This window comes from Aeromicrobium sp. S22 (genome assembly GCF_009661045.1).
Classification (GTDB): domain Bacteria; phylum Actinomycetota; class Actinomycetes; order Propionibacteriales; family Nocardioidaceae; genus Aeromicrobium; species Aeromicrobium yanjiei.
Genome location: NZ_WJWV01000001.1, coordinates 471,140 through 488,108, shown reverse-complemented (window position 1 = coordinate 488,108; position 16,969 = coordinate 471,140). Strand labels below are relative to the sequence as shown.

At 70.4% G+C, this 16,969-nt stretch carries 17 protein-coding genes and 1 pseudogene; 6 read left to right on the top strand and 12 right to left on the bottom strand.

The window, feature by feature from the left end:
* Window positions 1-77: 77 nt before the first annotated feature.
* Complete coding sequence (locus tag GEV27_RS02385; protein WP_153909942.1) at window positions 78-1,739, top strand: DUF885 domain-containing protein; 1,662 nt, start codon at window positions 78-80, stop codon at window positions 1,737-1,739.
* Window positions 1,740-1,872: 133 nt separating this feature from the next.
* Here the strand turns inward: GEV27_RS02385 and GEV27_RS02380 are convergent, their stop codons facing one another.
* From GEV27_RS02380 to dacB, 11 genes are all read right to left on the bottom strand, one after another.
* Window positions 1,873-2,382: a DUF3180 domain-containing protein gene (locus GEV27_RS02380; protein ID WP_153654566.1), complete on the bottom strand. Its 510-nt coding sequence runs from the start codon at window positions 2,380-2,382 to the stop codon at window positions 1,873-1,875.
* A gap of 25 nt (window positions 2,383-2,407) precedes the next feature.
* On the bottom strand, window positions 2,408-2,971 hold the full coding sequence (gene folK, locus GEV27_RS02375; protein ID WP_153654567.1) for a 2-amino-4-hydroxy-6-hydroxymethyldihydropteridine diphosphokinase: 564 nt from the start codon (window positions 2,969-2,971) through the stop codon (window positions 2,408-2,410).
* Window positions 2,968-3,345 (bottom strand): dihydroneopterin aldolase, encoded by a 378-nt coding sequence (gene folB / locus GEV27_RS02370; protein WP_153654568.1) that lies wholly within the window; start codon window positions 3,343-3,345, stop codon window positions 2,968-2,970. Before folB ends, folK begins: the two co-directional genes overlap by 4 nt.
* On the bottom strand, window positions 3,346-3,792 hold the full coding sequence (locus GEV27_RS02365) for a nuclear transport factor 2 family protein (protein WP_153654569.1): 447 nt from the start codon (window positions 3,790-3,792) through the stop codon (window positions 3,346-3,348).
* Window positions 3,789-4,589 (bottom strand): dihydropteroate synthase, encoded by an 801-nt coding sequence (folP, locus tag GEV27_RS02360; protein ID WP_153911015.1) that lies wholly within the window; start codon window positions 4,587-4,589, stop codon window positions 3,789-3,791. The genes GEV27_RS02365 and folP overlap by 4 nt, the downstream gene beginning before the upstream one ends.
* A 43-nt stretch (window positions 4,590-4,632) precedes the next feature.
* Window positions 4,633-5,199 (bottom strand): GTP cyclohydrolase I FolE, encoded by a 567-nt coding sequence (gene folE, locus GEV27_RS02355; protein WP_153654570.1) that lies wholly within the window; start codon window positions 5,197-5,199, stop codon window positions 4,633-4,635.
* A complete protein-coding gene (gene ftsH, locus GEV27_RS02350) occupies window positions 5,196-7,205 on the bottom strand; it encodes an ATP-dependent zinc metalloprotease FtsH (RefSeq protein WP_153654571.1) in 2,010 nt (669 codons plus the stop codon). Before ftsH ends, folE begins: the two co-directional genes overlap by 4 nt.
* A 172-nt stretch (window positions 7,206-7,377) precedes the next feature.
* Complete coding sequence (hpt, locus tag GEV27_RS02345; RefSeq protein ID WP_153654572.1) at window positions 7,378-7,935, bottom strand: hypoxanthine phosphoribosyltransferase; 558 nt, start codon at window positions 7,933-7,935, stop codon at window positions 7,378-7,380.
* A 4-nt stretch (window positions 7,936-7,939) separates the two neighbouring features.
* Entirely contained in the window at window positions 7,940-8,905 is a 966-nt protein-coding gene (gene tilS / locus GEV27_RS02340) for a tRNA lysidine(34) synthetase TilS (protein ID WP_309221985.1), read from the bottom strand.
* Between the two features lie 7 nt (window positions 8,906-8,912).
* Complete coding sequence (locus tag GEV27_RS02335; protein WP_153909941.1) at window positions 8,913-9,959, bottom strand: zinc-dependent metalloprotease; 1,047 nt, start codon at window positions 9,957-9,959, stop codon at window positions 8,913-8,915.
* A gap of 215 nt (window positions 9,960-10,174) precedes the next feature.
* Window positions 10,175-11,593, bottom strand: a complete 1,419-nt coding sequence (dacB, locus tag GEV27_RS02330) for a D-alanyl-D-alanine carboxypeptidase/D-alanyl-D-alanine-endopeptidase (protein ID WP_153909940.1) — start codon at window positions 11,591-11,593, stop codon at window positions 10,175-10,177.
* A 77-nt stretch (window positions 11,594-11,670) separates the two neighbouring features.
* Between dacB and GEV27_RS02325 the strand changes: the two genes are divergently transcribed.
* From GEV27_RS02325 to GEV27_RS02310, 4 genes and pseudogenes are all read left to right on the top strand, one after another.
* The gene (locus GEV27_RS02325; RefSeq protein WP_153654576.1) at window positions 11,671-12,162 is read left to right on the top strand and encodes an inorganic diphosphatase; all 492 of its coding nucleotides are present in this window, start codon (window positions 11,671-11,673) and stop codon (window positions 12,160-12,162) included.
* Window positions 12,163-12,251: 89 nt separating this feature from the next.
* Window positions 12,252-12,500, top strand: a pseudogene (locus GEV27_RS18300) (hypothetical protein); the annotation flags it as partial.
* 28 nt (window positions 12,501-12,528) lie between these two features.
* Window positions 12,529-13,551 carry an endonuclease/exonuclease/phosphatase family protein gene (locus GEV27_RS02315; RefSeq protein ID WP_153933379.1) on the top strand — a complete coding sequence of 341 codons (1,023 nt, stop codon included), beginning with the start codon at window positions 12,529-12,531 and terminating at the stop codon, window positions 13,549-13,551.
* Between the two features lie 39 nt (window positions 13,552-13,590).
* The gene (locus GEV27_RS02310; RefSeq protein WP_153933378.1) at window positions 13,591-14,748 is read left to right on the top strand and encodes a PQQ-dependent sugar dehydrogenase; all 1,158 of its coding nucleotides are present in this window, start codon (window positions 13,591-13,593) and stop codon (window positions 14,746-14,748) included.
* Window positions 14,749-14,751: 3 nt separating this feature from the next.
* On the opposite strand, the gene GEV27_RS02305 is transcribed toward GEV27_RS02310, so the two are convergent.
* Window positions 14,752-15,360: a TetR/AcrR family transcriptional regulator gene (locus tag GEV27_RS02305; RefSeq protein WP_243838791.1), complete on the bottom strand. Its 609-nt coding sequence runs from the start codon at window positions 15,358-15,360 to the stop codon at window positions 14,752-14,754.
* Window positions 15,361-15,426: 66 nt separating this feature from the next.
* Here GEV27_RS02305 and GEV27_RS02300 point away from each other — a divergent pair, with 66 nt between their 5' ends.
* On the top strand, window positions 15,427-16,893 hold the full coding sequence (locus tag GEV27_RS02300) for an NAD(P)/FAD-dependent oxidoreductase (protein WP_309221984.1): 1,467 nt from the start codon (window positions 15,427-15,429) through the stop codon (window positions 16,891-16,893).
* Window positions 16,894-16,969: the final 76 nt, after the last annotated feature.

Sequence of the window (16,969 nt, the reverse complement as noted above, 5' to 3'; positions counted from 1 at the left end):
TCGTGTTGTGACGCTAGGGAAGTGAGCAAACCCCACGGGACCGTGGGAAACCGGCAACGGGGCCGTAGGGTCGGGGGATGACGGACCAGCGCATCCCGACGCCCATGGACGACCTCGCGGAGGAGTGGCTCGAGACGCTTCTGGAGCTCGAGCCGGAGCTGCACGTCCACCTCGGACGCCCGGGCCGCGAGGCGGAGTACGCCGACCGGTCGCCGGACGGGGTCGCGGCCTATGCCGACGCGGCGCGGGCCACCCTCGCCCGGGTACGCACGACAGCCGTCGAGGACGACACCGACGCGATCACGCAGGCCGAGCTCATCCGCACCCTCGAGCTCGACGTCGAGAAGATCGAGGCCGGGTTCTGGCAGCGCGATCTCAACGTCATCGCCTCGCCCAGCCAGGACTTCCGCGACATCTTCGACCTCATGGGCACCGAGACCGAGCAGGACTGGTCACACGTCGCGAAGCGGATGCACAACGTCCCCGCGGCGATGTCGGGCTACCTGGCCTCGCTGCGCATCGGCATCGCCGCGGGCAACGTCCCGGCGATCCGCCAGGTGCGCGAGGTCGCGGCCCAGGCCCGCAAGCAGGTCGGGCCCGACAGCTTCTTCGCCGAGCTGGCCGCCCGCGCGGACGTCCCCTCTTCGCTGAAGGCCGACCTCGAGGCCGGAGCCCGCGCCGCCTCCGAGGCGTACGAGACGATGGTCGAGTTCCTCGAGCGCGATCTCGCACCTGTCGCCCCGGAGCAGGACGCCGTGGGCCGCGAGCACTACGCGCTAGCCTCGCGATCGTTCGTCGGCGCCGAGATCGACCTCGACGAGACGTACGAGTGGGGCATCGACGAGCTGCGCCGCATGGTCGAGGAGCAGGAGAGCATCGCGGCGCAGATCGTCCCGGGCGGCAGCGTCGCGGACGCGATCGCCCACCTCGAGAGCGATCCGGAGCGCAAGCTGCACGGCACCGAGGCGCTGCAGGCCTGGATGCAGGAGACCAGCGACCGCGCGGTCGCCGAGCTCGGACGTACGCACTTCGACATTCCCGAGCCGATGCGCCGACTCGAGTGCATGATCGCGCCCACCCAGGAGGGCGGCATCTACTACACGCCGCCGAGCGAGGACTTCGAGCGCGCGGGCCGCATGTGGTGGAGCGTCCCGGAGGGGATCACCGAGTTCGACACCTGGCGCGAGCTCACGACGGTCTATCACGAGGGCGTCCCCGGCCATCACCTCCAGTGCGGGCTCGCGGCGTACAACAGCGCCCAGCTCAACGGCTGGCGACGGCTCAACTGGAACTCCGGGCACGGCGAGGGCTGGGCGCTGTACGCCGAGCGGCTCATGGCCGACCTGGGCTACCTCGACGACCCGGCCGACCGGCTGGGCATGCTCGACGGCCAACGGATGAGGGCCGCCCGCGTGGTCCTCGACATCGGCGTGCACCTGCAGAAGCCCAAGCCCGACGGCAGCGGCACCTGGACCGGCGAGGACGCCTTCGCGTTCATGGCCCAGCACGTCAACATGAACGACTCGTTCGTCCGCTTCGAGGTCAACCGCTATCTCGGCTGGGCCGGGCAGGCGCCGTCGTACAAGGTCGGCCAGCGGATGTGGGAGCAGCTGCGCGACGAGTGGGTCGACAAGCACGGCGCCGATCCTCGCTCCGGCGGGCTCAAGGAGTTCCACCGCCAGGCTCTCGCGGTCGGCAGCATCGGCCTCGGCACCCTGCGCTCGGCCCTCCTCGCCTGACACCCCAACGCTGAGGGGAGGCTCCCGTTCGCCGAGGGGAGAGTTGCGTCCGCCGACGGGAGAGTTGCGTCCGCTGAGCAGCGGACCGGAGCCGCGCCTCAGCGGACCGGAGCCTCCCCTCAGCGTTGGGGGGTCAGGCGGGGGTCGGGTCGGGGCGGTCCTTGCCGCCCTTGCCGCCCTTGCCGTCCTCGTCCTCGTCGTCGTCCGGCAGGCGACAGGCCCGCTCGAGCAGCAGCGCCGTGACCATGAGCAGCAGGCTCGCGACGGCAGCGGCGAGGCCGCGGACGAACCGCTCCTTGCCGAGCACCGAGTCCAGGCTGTCGAGGTACGCCAGCGCGTAGCCGCCGTAGAAGCCCGCGACGAGCGCCCCGACGATTGCACAGGACTTGGCGAGCGACAGCATCTTGATGCCGTGGTCGGCCGTCATCCGCTCGTGCTTCTTGTGCAGGGTCTGCCACGTGCTCCACGCGAACATGCCGACCACGACCGCACCGGCGAGCAGCAGCAGCGGGGCGATCCAGCCGAGCCGGGGCGGCGTGCCGTCGAGGCGGACGATCAGCGGCGGGGTCAGCCGCCCGCCCACCAGCCCGAGGCCGAGCAGCGCGACGATCAGGACCGCGGGAACCGGTCGGGACATCCTCATGGCTGCACGATCACCAGCTGCCGGATCAGAGGATGATCTCGAGATCCTCGCGCTTGACCACACCGCTGGTGTCGACGTCCGCGATGAGATCGGCGACGAAGCCCTTGCCCGGGATCTCGCCCTCGGGGTCGACCTCGAGCCACGGCACGAGCACGAAGCCCCGCTCGTGGGCGCGCGGGTGCGGCAGCACGAGGTGCTCGTCATTGGCCACGCGGTCGCCGACCACGATGAGGTCGACGTCGAGGGTGCGCGGTGCGCCGGGCTCGGAGCGCTCACGGCCGAACGCCTCCTCGATCGCGAGCGCGCGGTCCAGCAGCGTGTGGACCGTCAGGGTCGTGTCGATGAGCACCACGGCGTTGAGGAACTTGCCCGATCCGTCCGGAGCACCGACCGGATCGGTCTCGTAGACCGACGAGATCGCGACGACCGTGACCTCGGGGGTGTCCTCCAGTGCCGAGACACCGCTCTGCAGACGCTCGAGCCGACCACCCAGGTTGGAGCCGATCGCCAGGACCGCCTGCCGGATGGGTCGCATGCCACCGGTCATCGTGTCGGCGTCGAGGACGTACGGGGTGGGTGCTTCGGTCACAGTTTGCTCCGCTCTATCGTGACGGCGACGTCGTGGAACGTCACCGCGATGGGCGCCTCGGGTTTGTGCACCGTCACGCTAGCCCATCGGACCGGCTCTTCGGCCAGGCACAAGTCCACCATACGGAGCGCGACCGTCTCGATGAGGTCCACGGGATCGTTCACGATGGCATCGTGTATCTGCTGCGCCAGGACCCCGTAGTGCACGGTCTTGGTCAGGTCGTGCTCGCGCGCGGCCGGGCCGAGGTCGAGACCCAGGCTGACGTCGACGACGAAGGTCTGGCCGTCGCGCCGCTCCTGCTCGAACACGCCGTGGTGCCCGTGTGCGGCGATGCCGCGCAGGTCGATCCGGTCGAGCCCGTCGGGGATGGCCATCTAGTCGTCCTCCCTGCCCAGCTCGGCGATCGGGGAGGCGTGGCGCGACCAGAGCTTCCAGTCGCCCGCCGTCCTGCTTCCCGAGGGGTCACGCACCAAGATACTGGTGCACAGTGCCTTGCCTCCCGCGAAGGCGTCCGGCGACGACATGCCCTCGCCGGAGAGGATGTTCTCGGTGCAGACGATGACCGCCGTGGTCGGCTCCGCGGCCTCCAGCGGGAACGTCGTCACGTCGACGTCGGTCAGGAAGAACTGGATGTAGCTGACGTTGGCCATCAGCACGGTCCAGGACCTCAGCACCGCACCGGTGCCCCGCAGCGGGAGCGCGCCGGGGTGGACGCACGACACGTCCGGGTGGTCGACCCACAGCGACGCCATGAGATCGGCGTCGCCGGTCTCGACCGCGTCGTAGAACGCGCGGTGGACGGCCAGGGCGCTCTCGCTCATCGCACGCCCTCCTGCCGCAGCCGCGCCGCGACGCGGACGGCGTCGGCGGAGGGAGCCGGATCGTGCACCCGGATGCACCAGGCGCCAGCCGCGGCGGCCAGGGCGGTCACGGCCGCGGTCGCGGCGTCCCGTCCGTCGACCGGCCGCAGCGCGCCGTCGCGGGACAACAGCTCGCCGAGGAAGCGCTTGCGGCTCGCGGCGACCAGCAGCGGGAACCCCATCTCCACGAACGCGTCGAGGTGCGCAAGGACGATCCAGTTGTGCTCGCCGGTCTTGGAGAAGCCCAGTCCCGGGTCGACCACGATGCGGGCGGGGTCGACCCCGGCCGCGATCGCGGCGTCGACCTGCTGGCCGAGCTCGGCGCGGACGTCGGCGACGACGTCGTCGTAGCTGGTGTGCTGCTGCATCACGTCGGAGTGCTCCCGCCAGTGCATCAGCACGATCGGCGCGTCCGTCTCGGCTGCGACCGCACGCATCCGGGGATCGGCGCGGCCGCCCGAGACGTCGTTGATCAGCGCCGCCCCTGCCTCCAGGGAGCGCTGGGCCACCGCGGCGCGCATCGTGTCGACCGACACGACCACCCCCTCGGCGACGAGTCCCTCGATGACCGGCAGGACCCGGCGCAGCTCCTCGTCCTCGTCGATGCGCAGCGCCCCGGGGCGGGTCGACTCCCCGCCGACGTCGACCAGGTCGGCTCCCTGCTCGACCAGGTCGAGGCCGTGCCGGATCGCGGTGTCGGCGTCGAGCCACTTCCCGCCGTCGGAGAACGAGTCGGGGGTGACGTTGACGACGCCCATCACGAGGCAGCGGTCCTCGGGCAGGCCGGTGAGCACGGGCGGCCTAGCGCGCCGTGATGAGGCCCATGGCCTCGGCGCGCGTCGTGGCGTCGCGCAGCTGGCCGCGGACGGCGCTGGTGACGGTCTTGGCCCCACCCTTGCGGACGCCACGCATCGCCATGCACAGGTGCTCGGCCTCGATCACGACGATCACGCCGCGGGGCTTCAGCACCGACACGAGCGAGTCGGCGATCTGCGTCGTGAGCCGCTCCTGCACCTGCGGGCGACGCGCGAACACGTCGACGAGGCGGGCGAGCTTGGACAGGCCCGTCACGTTGCCGGCCTCCGCGGGGATGTAGCCCACGTGGGCGACCCCGAAGAACGGCACGAGGTGGTGCTCGCACATCGACCACATCTCGATGTCCTTGACCAGCACGAGCTCGTCGTGGCCGACCTCGAAGACCGCGGTGAGGACGTCCTCTGGGTCCTGGTCGAGCCCGGCGAGCAGCTCGACGTACGACTTGGCGACCCGCTTGGGCGTGTCACGCAGACCCTCGCGATCGGGATCCTCCCCGACCGCGAAGAGCAGCTCGCGGACCGCTGCCTCTGCGCGCGGGATGTCGACCGTCATGTCAGCTCGGGGCCGTCGATGGGGGCAGGCCCGGCCGGGGGCGGCGCGTCGACGCCGCTGTCGGGACCGACCACGATCGGGGTGTTCCCCTCGCCGCTGTACGACTTGCCCGGCAGCGTCGCGACCGGCGGCCGGGTGTCGGGCACCCGGGTCTCGGAGCCGGTCCAGGCCGGACGCACGGGGCGACGGACCAAGGGCTCGAAGATCCGCGCGACCTGCTCCTTGTCGAGGGTCTCCTTCTCCAGCAGCTCGGTCACGAGAGTGTCGAGGACGTGCCGGTTCTCGTGCAGGATGTCGAAGGCCTCCTGGTGGGCGAAGGTGATCAGCTTGTTGATCTCCTCGTCCACGACCGCCGCGACGGCCTCGGAGTAGTTGCGCGCGTGGCCGATGTCGCGGCCCAGGAACGGCTGGCCCTCGTTCTCGCCGAGGCGGACCGCACCGAGGCGCTCGGTCATGCCGTACTGCGTGACCATCGCGCGGGCCAGGTTGGTGGCCTTCTCGATGTCATTGCCTGCGCCCGTCGTCGGGTCGTGGAACACGAGCTCCTCCGCGGCGCGACCACCCATCATGTACGCGAGCTTGTCGAGCAGCTCGGCGCGCGTCTGGGAGTACTTGTCCTCATCGGGCAGCACCATCGTGTAGCCCAGCGCACGCCCGCGCGGCAGGATCGTGATCTTGTGGACCGGATCGCTCTGCGGGAGCGCGGCGGCGACGAGTGCGTGCCCGCCCTCGTGGTACGCCGTGATGCGTCGCTCGTTCTCGTTCATCAGGCGGCTGCGCTTCTGCGGGCCGGAGATGACGCGGTCGATGGCCTCGTCGAGGGCGGCGTTGTCGATCGTCTTGGCGCCGTTGCGCGCCGTGAGCAGCGCGGCCTCGTTGAGGACGTTGGCCAGGTCGGCACCCGAGAAGCCGGGGGTGCGCCGGGCGACGGCCTCGAGGTCGACACCGGGCGCGATCGGCTTGCCGCGCGAGTGCACCTTGAGGATCTGGGTGCGACCAGCGAGATCGGGCGCCTCGACGCCGATCTGCCGGTCGAAGCGACCCGGACGCAGCAGCGCGGGGTCGAGGACGTCGGGGCGGTTGGTCGCGGCGATGAGGATGACCCCGCCACGGACGTCGAAGCCGTCCATCTCGACGAGCAGCTGGTTGAGGGTCTGCTCGCGCTCGTCGTGGCCGCCGCCCATACCAGTGCCTCGGTGGCGTCCGACGGCGTCGATCTCGTCGATGAAGATGATCGCCGGGGCGTTCTCCTTGGCCTGCTCGAACAGGTCGCGGACGCGGCTGGCGCCGACGCCGACGAACATCTCGACGAAGTCGGAGCCCGAGATCGAGTAGAAGGGCACGCCCGCCTCGCCTGCGACGGCGCGCGCGAGGAGGGTCTTGCCGGTGCCGGGAGGACCGTAGAGCAGGACGCCCTTGGGGATCTTGGCGCCGACGGCCTGGAACTTGGCCGGCTCCTGGAGGAACTCCTTGATCTCGGCGAGCTCCTCGATCGCCTCGTCAGCGCCCGCGACGTCGGAGAACGTGGTCTTGGGGGTGTCCTTGCTCATGAGCTTGGCCTTGGACTTGGCGAACTGCATGACGCGTCCGCCGCCGCCCGCGGCGTTGTTCATCAGGAAGAAGATCAGGCCGAAGATGAGGATGAAGGGCAAGATGCCGATCAGCAGGGAGACGAAGGGGTTGGTCTTGGGCACCTCGACGTCGAACGTCTTGAGCTTCTTGTCCTTGACCTCCTGCTCGGCCTGCTGCACGAGCCGCGCACCCTGGTCGCCGAGGAACTTCGCCTTGACCTTCTTGTCGTCGTTGAGGGTCGCCTGGATCTGCTGGTCCCCCTCGACGAAGGTGACGTCCTTGACCTTGCCGCCCTCGAGGTAGTTCACCATCGTGGCGGTGTCGACCTTCTTGTAGCCGTCTGCGGACGACGAGACGGACACGACGCTGATCACGATGATCGTGATGAGGATGATCCAGAGCCAGGGGCCCTTGAAGAGGCGCTTGAAGTTCATGTACGGCGTGGAGCGGGTCCACTCCTCCTCATGTGCTGGTCGGTAGTCGAACGGTACACGGGGCACCGTCCTTCAGTTGAACGTACTCAAACCCCTCGGACGTTCCCCATTTCAGTTCGCTCGCAGCGAAATCTCCGGTACAGCAGCGCCTGGGAGGGTGGCGCGGGTGCCGCTAGGAGTACACGTGCGGCGCGAGGGTGCCGATGCAGCGCAGGTTGCGGTAGCGCTCGTCGTAGTCCAGCCCGTAGCCGACGACGAACGCATTGGGGATGTCGAAGCCGACGTACTTGACCTCGACGTCCATCTGCTGGGCCTCGGGCTTGCGCAGGAGCGTCGCGATCTCGACGGACGCCGGACCGCGCGACCGCAGGTTGGTGATGAGCCACGACAGGGTCAGGCCGGTGTCGATGATGTCCTCGACGATCAGGACGTGACGACCGTTGAGGTCGGTGTCGAGATCCTTGAGGATGCGCACGACGCCCGAGGACTTGGTGCCGGAGCCGTACGACGACACCGCCATCCAGTCCATCTCGACGTGCCGGTCCAGGCTGCGCGCGAGATCGGCCATGACCATGACCGCGCCCTTGAGGACGCCGACCAGCAGCAGGTCCTTGCCCTCGTAGTCAGCCTGGATCTGGGTCGCCATCTGCTTCAGACGCTCGACGATCTGCTCCTCGGTGAAGAGGGTCTGCTCGAGGTCGAGGTCGCTTTCCACATGCTTGAGATCCACAGGTTCACTGTCCCACAGGCGTCGTGGAGAACGTGAGGGAAGGGCCCGTCCGGCAGGCGCTGACCCCGCCGGGCAGCTCGATCCGCTGCTGTCCCCGCCAGCTGGTGACCAAGCGGTCGAGGCCGGCCAGGTGCACGGCACCCAGGGCGGACGGGTCGGCGCCGGCGGCCAGCGCGGCGCGGCGCAGGACGCGCGAGCGGAGCGCGGGCGGCAGGGAGCCCAGGGTGCGTACGTCGTGGGGCTCGCCGACCTGCGCCGCGAGGTCGTCGAGCAGGTCGTTGTCGGCCCGCACCTGATCGGCCGTACGCGCGAGGGCCCCCGCGACGCCCCCGTCGAGGACGTCCTCCAGCACCGGCATGACCTCGGTGCGGATCCGCGACCTGCGGTAGGCGGGGTCGCTGTTGTGCGGGTCGACCCACCACGTGAGCCCCGAGGCGCGGCAGATCTGCTCGGTGTCGGCGCGGCGGAGGGTCAGGAACGGCCGGCGCCACGGCCCGTCGCGCTCGGCCATCCCGGCGATCGAGCGGGGCCCCGAGCCGCGACCGAGGCCCAGGAGCACGGTCTCGGCCTGGTCGTCCAGGGTGTGGGCCAGCAGGATCGCGTCGGCGTCCGTGCGTCCGGCGGCGTCGGCCAGTGCCGCGAGTCGCGCTGCACGGGCCGCCGCCTCGGGCCCGCCGTCGGTGCCGACCTCGACCGTGACCACCTCGGCGTCCACTCCAAGGGTCGCCAGCTGATCGGCGGCCACGGCGGCCACCTCGCGGGAGGCCGCCTGGAGCCCGTGGTCCACGACCACGGCGTGCAGGCTCCAGCTCTCGCGCGACGCGACGAATGCCGTCACGGCCGCCAGTGCGAGCGAGTCCGCGCCGCCCGAGACCCCCACGACCAGCCGGGACCCCGCCCCCAGGTCGGCCAGCACCCGGCGGACCTGGTTGCGTCCGGCCGCGACGACCGGGTCGAGCGCCCCTCCCACGACCGGCTCAGCCGTGGACGCGCTTGACCCACGACGCGGGGTCGAGGATCTCGGACTTGTCGGGCAGGTTGGCCGGCTCGGCCCACACGGCGTTGAACCCGCTGAGGCCGACCTTCTCGTAGACCTCCCGGACGAAGACCGCTCCGTCGCGGTACTGGCGCATCTTGGCGTCGAGGCCCAGCAGGCGACGCATGAGCCGGTCGAGGCTGCCGACGCCCTTGCGCCGCTCGTTGAACTTGCGGCGGATCTCCTCGACGCTCGGGATGACCTCGGGGCCGACCCCGTCCATCACGACGTCGGCGTGGCCCTCGAGCAGGGACATGATGCCCGTGAGCTTGTCCACGACCTGCTTCTGCTTCTCGTTCTGGAACAGGTCGGTGAGCGAGGCGTCGGAGTCGCCCCGCGCGATCTTGACCACCTCGCCGAAGCCGTCGGTGAGGGCCTTGGACAGCGCATTCGAGTCCAGGTCGGTCGCCTCGACGAACTCGTCCATCAGCGACTTCATGTGCCCGCGCATCCAGTCCACCGCGGTGAACTGCACGCGGTGGGTCTCCTCGTGCAGGCACACCCAGAGCCGGAAGTCGTGCGGGTCCACACCGAGCTGGCGCTCGGCCTGGACGATGTTGGGAGCGACCAGGAGGAGTCGTCCGCCCTCCCCGTGGGGCCCGTCCCAGAACGGGTCGAACTGGCCGAGGACCTTCGAGGACATGAATGACATGAGGGCCCCGAGCTCGGCGCCGGTGACCTTCTCGCCGATCGAGCGGGTGAGCCCGTTCGAGGTCTTGTTCTTCTCGGCGAGCTTGGCCATGAGCGGTTCCATCATGACCCGGAAGGTGTCGATGTTGGCCTCCATCCAGCGCGCCCGGTCCACGACGAGCACGGGGGCGGTCGCGGAGGTCGCGTGCAGATCGCTGAACTCGCGCACGGGCCCCTCCGACCGCGCAGCGCCCGCGCGGAGCTCCTCCACGGCCTCGGCGACCTCGGCGGCCGACACCTCCGGCCCGGGCTTCGAGAGCTTCTTGGCCGTGCTGAGCGCGAGATTCCAGTCGATCATGCCCATTACGGTACGCGGAGACCGAGCGAGCGCAGCGAGTGAGCGTCGGAGCGCGCCAGCGAAGCGTGAGCCCCCCGCGGCGAAGCCGCCAGCGCGAGGCGCGGCGAGCGGATGGGCTTGAGCGACCCCGGACCCCCGACCCCGGCTGATGTCGCCTCGCTCCGCTCACGCTCGGCCGCAAGCGGCCTCGCTGGCGACCTCGGCCGCAAGCGGCCTCACTGGCGACCGCAGCGGCAGGACGCGATCGCGGCGGCGACCTTGTCCACGGCGGCCTGAGCGGCGAAGGGCTGGTCCCGGTCGGTGCGGTCGGCCATCACCGCGAAGATCACCGGGCGCCCGTCGGCGTCGAGCGCATAGCCCGCCAACGAGTGGACGCCGGTCAGCGTCCCGGTCTTGGCGCGGACGGTGCCGAGGGCGGTGGGCAGCTGGGCGAAGCGGTTGACCAGGGTGCCCGTGAAGCCGCTGACCGGCAGGTCCGCGAGCAGCCCCGACGTCCGCGACGACGTCCCTGCCGCGCGGAGGGTCTCGGCGAGGGTCATCGGGGCGATGCGGTTGCTCCGCGACAGACCGCTGCCGTCGGTGAGCCGCAGCCCGGACACGTCGACGTCCGCGGCCTCGAGCGCCTCCCGCACGGCCCGGGCGCCGCCGTCGAACGTCGCGGGCTCGCCCGTCGCCACGGCCACCTGCCGCAGGACGACCTCGGCGGCCTGGTTGTCGCTCGTCCTGATCAGGGTCTCGACGATCTGCCCGATCGTCGCGCTCCTGACGGTCGCTATCTGGCGGGCCCCCTCGGGCACGGTCGCCGGCGCCGGGTTGCCCGCGACCTCGATGCCGCGCTTGCGCAGCAACGACGCGAACGTCCGCGCGGCGGCCCGGGCCGGGTCGTCGGCGCGCAGACCGTTCTCGACGCCCTGGTCGGCCCACAACGAGCTGACCGGCGTCACGAGGTTCTCCGCGACGTACGACGGTCGCCACGCAGGACTCGCCGCGGGTCCGGTGAACAGCGACGCGTCGTAGTCGAGGCTGACCCGCGAGACACCGGCCTCGTCGAGCGCAGCCGCGGCCCGGCGGGCCAGGGTCGTGAGATCGCCGCGCTGGACCCGGTCGCCGTCCGCGGCGGGTCTCGTCGCGAGATAGGGGTCCCCGCCGCCCACCAGCACGAGCCGGTCGCCCGAGCGGACGACCCGGGTCGTGAACCGGGTGCCGGGCTCGATCGTGGCGAGCGCCGCGTACCCCGTGAGCACCTTGGTGGTCGACGCGGGCACGAACGTCCCCGAGCCCGAGCTCGCCAGGACGCTGCCGTCGTCCGGCGAGAGGGTCGCAAGGCCGACGTGGGGGCCCAGCACCTTCGCCTTCAGCGTCGGGGCGACCGCGGCGGCGAGCTTGGCCGGGTCGACCGGTCCCGGGTCCTTCGTCGATCCGGACCTCCCCGGGATTCCAGGGGTCGTGTCGATCGCCAGCGACCGCGGCGCGATGACATTGGACGGTCCGCAGTCCCCGTCGCAGATGAACCGGTTGAGGTCACCGCGCTCCCACAGGGCCGTTCCGCCGAGCACGACGGCGGCGATCACGACCAGGGGCAGCGCGAGGGACAGGAGCGTTCTGGTGACCCTGATGTCTTGTCGTCGCGCCACGTGCGACAGACTATTGGAGAAACCCGTGACGCGATGCCGCTGGCGCGCGCACCCGATTACAACCGCCGGAGGCACCAGTGATTTTCGACGTCACCGTGGAGATCCCCAAGGGTAGCCGCAACAAGTACGAGGTCGATCACGCGTCGCACCGCATCCGGCTCGACCGGACGCTGTTCACCGCCACGCAGTATCCCGCCGACTACGGCTTCATCGACGACACCCTCGGCCTGGACAGCGATCCGCTGGACGCCCTCGTGCTGCTCTCGGAGCCCACGTTCCCCGGCTGCGTGATCTCGTGCCGCACGATCGGCATGTTCCGCATGACCGACGAGGCCGGCGGCGACGACAAGGTCCTGTGCGTCCCGGCGAAGGACCCGCGCCAGCAGCACCTGCGCGACATCCACCACGTCCCGGAGTTCGACCGCCTCGAGATCGAGCACTTCTTCACGGTCTACAAGGACCTCGAGCCCGGCAAGTCCGTCGAGGGTTCCACGTGGACCGGTCGCGTCGAGGCCGAGGCCGAGATCCAGGCCAGCTACGACCGCTTCAAGGCCAATGGCGGATACTGATCCGACACGCGGCACGAACACCGTGAGGTGAGGCGGCACCGACCTACGATCTCACGGTGCTGTCCCCCTTCCGGTTCGTCGTCGCCGCCATGGGGACCGCGCTCCTCCTCGGAGGTCTGCTGACCGCGCCGGCCTCCGGTGCCGGCGGCCCCCGGGTCGGCGCCCCGTACGTCACCGGGTCGACCCCGCACTCGTTGACGATCAGCTGGCCCGCGACGCCCGGCGCACGCCGCTACAAGGTCTCGTACGCGAGGAGCGCGTCCAAGGCGCGCAGGACGTCGGCGCCGGTGAAGTTGTCCAAGAAGCGCCGGACATCGGTCCGGATCGCGGGACTGCGACGGGCCACGCGCTACTGCGTCACGGTCCGTGCCGTCACCCGGCACGGCACAGGGCCCCCGCTCCGCGGCGCACTGCCACTTCACGATGCGCCGGGCCGTGCGGTGGGACCGACCCACGGTGTCGGTCGCTACCTTCAACGTCTGCGCGGCCGCCCTCAACTGCCGGCGCTGGAGGGGTCGCGAGCGGCCGATCGTCCGCCGCATCCTCGCCGCGGACGCCGACGTCGTCGCGGTGCAGGAGTCGACCCGCCGGTCCGACGACCTGGCCCGGCTGCTCGCACCGCACGGCTATGCCCGCTACAGCGACGACCCGGGGCGCGACGACGAGACGCTCTACTACCGCACGGCGAGGCTGCGCATGGACACCCGGCCGGTCACCCGGACGTCGTGCGCCCAGGACCCGTACGTCGGCGGCGCGGACACCTCCCTCTGGGAGGGGCCGCGCCACTTCGACGAGGCGACCGGCCAGTGGTACGTCCTGCGGGACGGCGGATGGCTCACCGAGGTCGAGCTGTGCCGGCCCCGCACCAAGGACGTCGCGTGGCGCGGGTCGTTCGACTCCCACACCGGGGCCACCGCTGCGTGGGCCTCGCTTCGCCTCGCGACCAACAACAAGGCGTACGTCTTCGTGTCGGCCCACCTCACGCACGCCAACACCCCTGCCGCGGTGCGGCTGCGCCGTGCGGAGACCCGCCAGCTCATCGACAAGACCAGGAAGGTCGCGCACGGTCGCACGATCGTGTTCATGGGCGACTTCAACTCCTACCGCGGCATGAACGACAGCCCGCGCAGGGAGATGGCCCGACAGGGCTGGTTCGACGCGTACGACCGCTCGGCGACCTACACCCGGCCGTTCCTCAGCAGCCTCAACGGCTGGGACACCCGCGCCCGGTCGCTGCGGACGTGGGGCGGGCACATCGACCGCATCTTCATCCGCGCCTCGGTCGGGTCGAGCGCCTGGAAGATCGTGGCCCGCACCAAGCACCGCCGCTACGTCGGCACCAAGGCGTCCGACCACAACCCGATCCGAACGACGCTCTACCTTCCCTGAGACCTTCCCTGCGCCGCCGGCGCAGCGCAGACTGGAGCGATGATGCGTTGGTCCCGGTTCGTCCCCGCCGTCATCTTGTGCCTCCCTCTGCTCGCCGGGGTTCCCGCGCAGGCCGCGGCCAAGCCCGATCTCGCGGTCACGGTCGTCGCGGACGGGCTGCGGCTGCCGTGGGACTTGGCGTTCCTGCCCGACCGCTCGATGCTCTACACCGAGCGGGACACCAAGACACTCACCCTGCGGCGCCCGGACGGCACGAGCCGCCGGATCTTCACCGCGCCCCGCCACATGTGGTCCTCCGGCGAGACCGGGCTGATGTCGGTCGAGGTCGCCGCGGACTTCGCGACGTCCCGGGCGTTCATCACCTGCCACGGCTACCGCAACGCCGGTGGACGCCCCCAGGTGCGGGTCGTCCGTTGGCGGCTCGACAACGCCTCGACGTCCGCGACGTACGTGCGCACGCTCGTCGCGGGCCTGCCGTCCTCGACCGGTCGGCACGGCGGGTGCGCCCTCGCCAAGGGCAGCCGCAACCAGCTCTACATCGGCACGGGCGACGCCGCGACCGGCCCCAACCCCCAGTCGCTGCGCTCGGGCGGCGGCAAGGTCCTGCGGGTCGACGCCACGTCGGGCAAGGCGGTGTCGACGAACCCGTACGCCCGCAGCAGCAACCCCATGACCCGGCGCATCTTCACGCTCGGCCACCGCAACGTGCAGGGACTGGCCCGGCGCGCGGACGGGACGATGTGGTCGGTCGAGCAGGGCAGCTATCGCGACGACGAGGTCAATCGCCTGGTCAAGAAGGGCAACTACGGGTGGAACCCGGTGCGCCGCTCGGCGGGCGATCCGGCGTACAACGAGGGTGCCGACTCCCCCATGACCGACCACTCGCTCCGCGGCGCGCAGCGCTCGGCGGCGTGGCGCTCGGGCAACCCGACGATCGCGACCAGCGGTGCGGCGTTCGTCGGCTCCTCGTGGGGCGACTGGAACGGCGCCCTGGCGGTGGCGACGCTCAAGGGTGAGTCGCTGCGTGTGCTGCGGTTCAGCTCGGCGGGGAGCCTGCGCGAGACCTGGAAGCCGTCGGTGCTGGACGGACGCTACGGGCGGCTCCGCGGGGCCGTGCGCGGGCCGGACGGCGCGCTCTACCTGACGACGTCCAACGGCACGAACGACAAGATCCTGCGGGTCACGGCCCGTAGGTGAGGCTCAGCCCGTCGTGCCCTTGAGCAGCGTGCGCATCGTGTCGGCGAAGACACCGACGTCGATCGTGTGGTCCAGGGACCGCAGCGTCCCGAGCCCGATGCCAAGGCTCAGCAGGGTCGTGGCGGTCTGGTCGGCGTCCACGACGTCGCCGAGTCCGGCCTCGGTCGTGACCTGGCGGACGAGATCGGCGATCGCCGCACGGATCGTGCGATGCCGCTTGACCAGCTCGGTCGCGACGTAGGGGCTCTGGCGGGCGATCGCCCCGAACTCGACCTCGAGCGCGGTCCACCGCGGCTGTCCGAGCCCCTCCCGCGCCCAGGCGGCGAACGCCTCGATGCGGCCGTCGAGATCGGTGTCACGGCTGAACGCGTCGACCACTCCGGCGAGCTGCTCCTCGTGGATGCTGTCGAGCACCGCCATGCACAGCTCCTCCTTGCCGGAGAAGTTGGAGTAGACCGCTCCCTTGGAGAAGCCCGCGCGCACCGCGACCTTGTCGAGCGACGTCGCCCCGTAGCCGTCGGCGAGGAACATCTCGCGGGCGACCGCGATCAGGCTCTGCCGCGTCTGCGCCTGACGCTCCGCACGGGTCGTCCGGGCTCCTTCGACGGTCACTGCTCCTCCTCGTTCGTGGTCCACGACACTCTTGCGCCACACTCAGATACCGATAGTATCTGAAACGTGATCAAAAAGGACATCGTCATCATCGGTACCGGATTCTCCGGCATGGGCATGGCCATGAAGCTGCGGGCCTCCGGCCGTGAGGACTTCGTCGTGCTGGAGAAGGCCCAGGACGTCGGCGGCACCTGGCGCGACAACACGTACCCCGGGTGCGAGTGCGACATCCCCAGTCACATGTACTCCTTCTCGTACGAGCTCAACACCGGCTGGAGCAAGAGCTTCTCGGGCCAGCCGGAGATCTGGTCGTACATGCGCAAGGTCGCCGACGAGCAGGGCATCCGCCCGTACATCGACTTCGGGGTCGAGGTCACCGGCGCGTCCTGGGACGAGGAGCGGCGGGTGTGGACCGTGCGCACCGCGTCCGGCGAGGACTACGAGGCGCGTGTCGTCGTCGCGGGCGTCGGCGGGCTGCACATCCCGAACATCCCCGAGATCACCGGGGCGGACACGTTCGAGGGGCCGCGGTTCCACTCCGCGCAGTGGGACCACTCGGTCGACCTCAAGGGCAAGAAGGTCGTGGTCATCGGCACGGGTGCCAGCGCGATCCAGTTCATCCCGATCATTGCGCAGGAGGTCGACCAGCTGACGGTCTTCCAGCGCACTCCCCCGTGGGTCCTGCCCAAGAACGACAAGCCCACGCCCGAGTGGCGCAAGAAGCTGTTCGCCACGGTGCCCGGTGCCCAGCGGGCGTACCGCAACGCGCTCTACTGGGGTCTCGAGGCGCGCGCGATCGCGTTCAACGGCCACCTCAACGTGCTGCCCGTCGCGGAGAAGATCGTCACGCGCTACCTGGAGAAGAAGATCCCCGACCCCGAGCTGCGGGCCAAGCTGACCCCTGACTACCGCCTCGGTTGCAAGCGCGTGCTGCAGTCCAACACGTACTACCCGACGTTCCTGCGCGACAACGTCGAGCTCAGCACCGACGGGGTCACCGAGATCCTCAGCGACGGCGTCGTCGACGGCAACGGCGTCAAGCACGAGGCGGACGTGATCATCTACGGCACCGGCTTCCACGTCATCGACGCGTTCGACTACCTCGACATCAAGGGCAAGGGCGGCGTCGACCTGGCCTCGCAGTTCCGCGAGGAGGGCGTCGAGACGTACATGGGCATGATGGTCAACGGCTTCCCCAACCTCGCGTTCATGCTCGGCCCCAACACCGCGCTCGGCCACAACTCGGTCGTCTTCATGATCGAGCAGCAGACGAAGTTCGTGATCCGGCTGCTCGACGAGATGGACCGGTTGGGTGCTGCCGCGGCGGAGCCGACCAAGGAGGCCCAGGACGAGTTCAACGACGAGATCCAGCGCCTCGTCCAGAAGGGCATCTGGACCCAGGGCGGCTGCACCAGCTGGTATCTCGACAGCCAGGGCAAGAACCGCACGATCTGGCCCAAGTTCACCTTCCAGTACTGGTGGGAGACCCGCAAGGTCAACGTCCCCGACTTCGCCTGGGAACGCGCCGCCTAGCTGCACCGCGTCCCCCGGGGCGCGGTGCATACGCCACCGTTTGCCCGGGGCGCGGTGCGTACGCCACTGTTTGGAG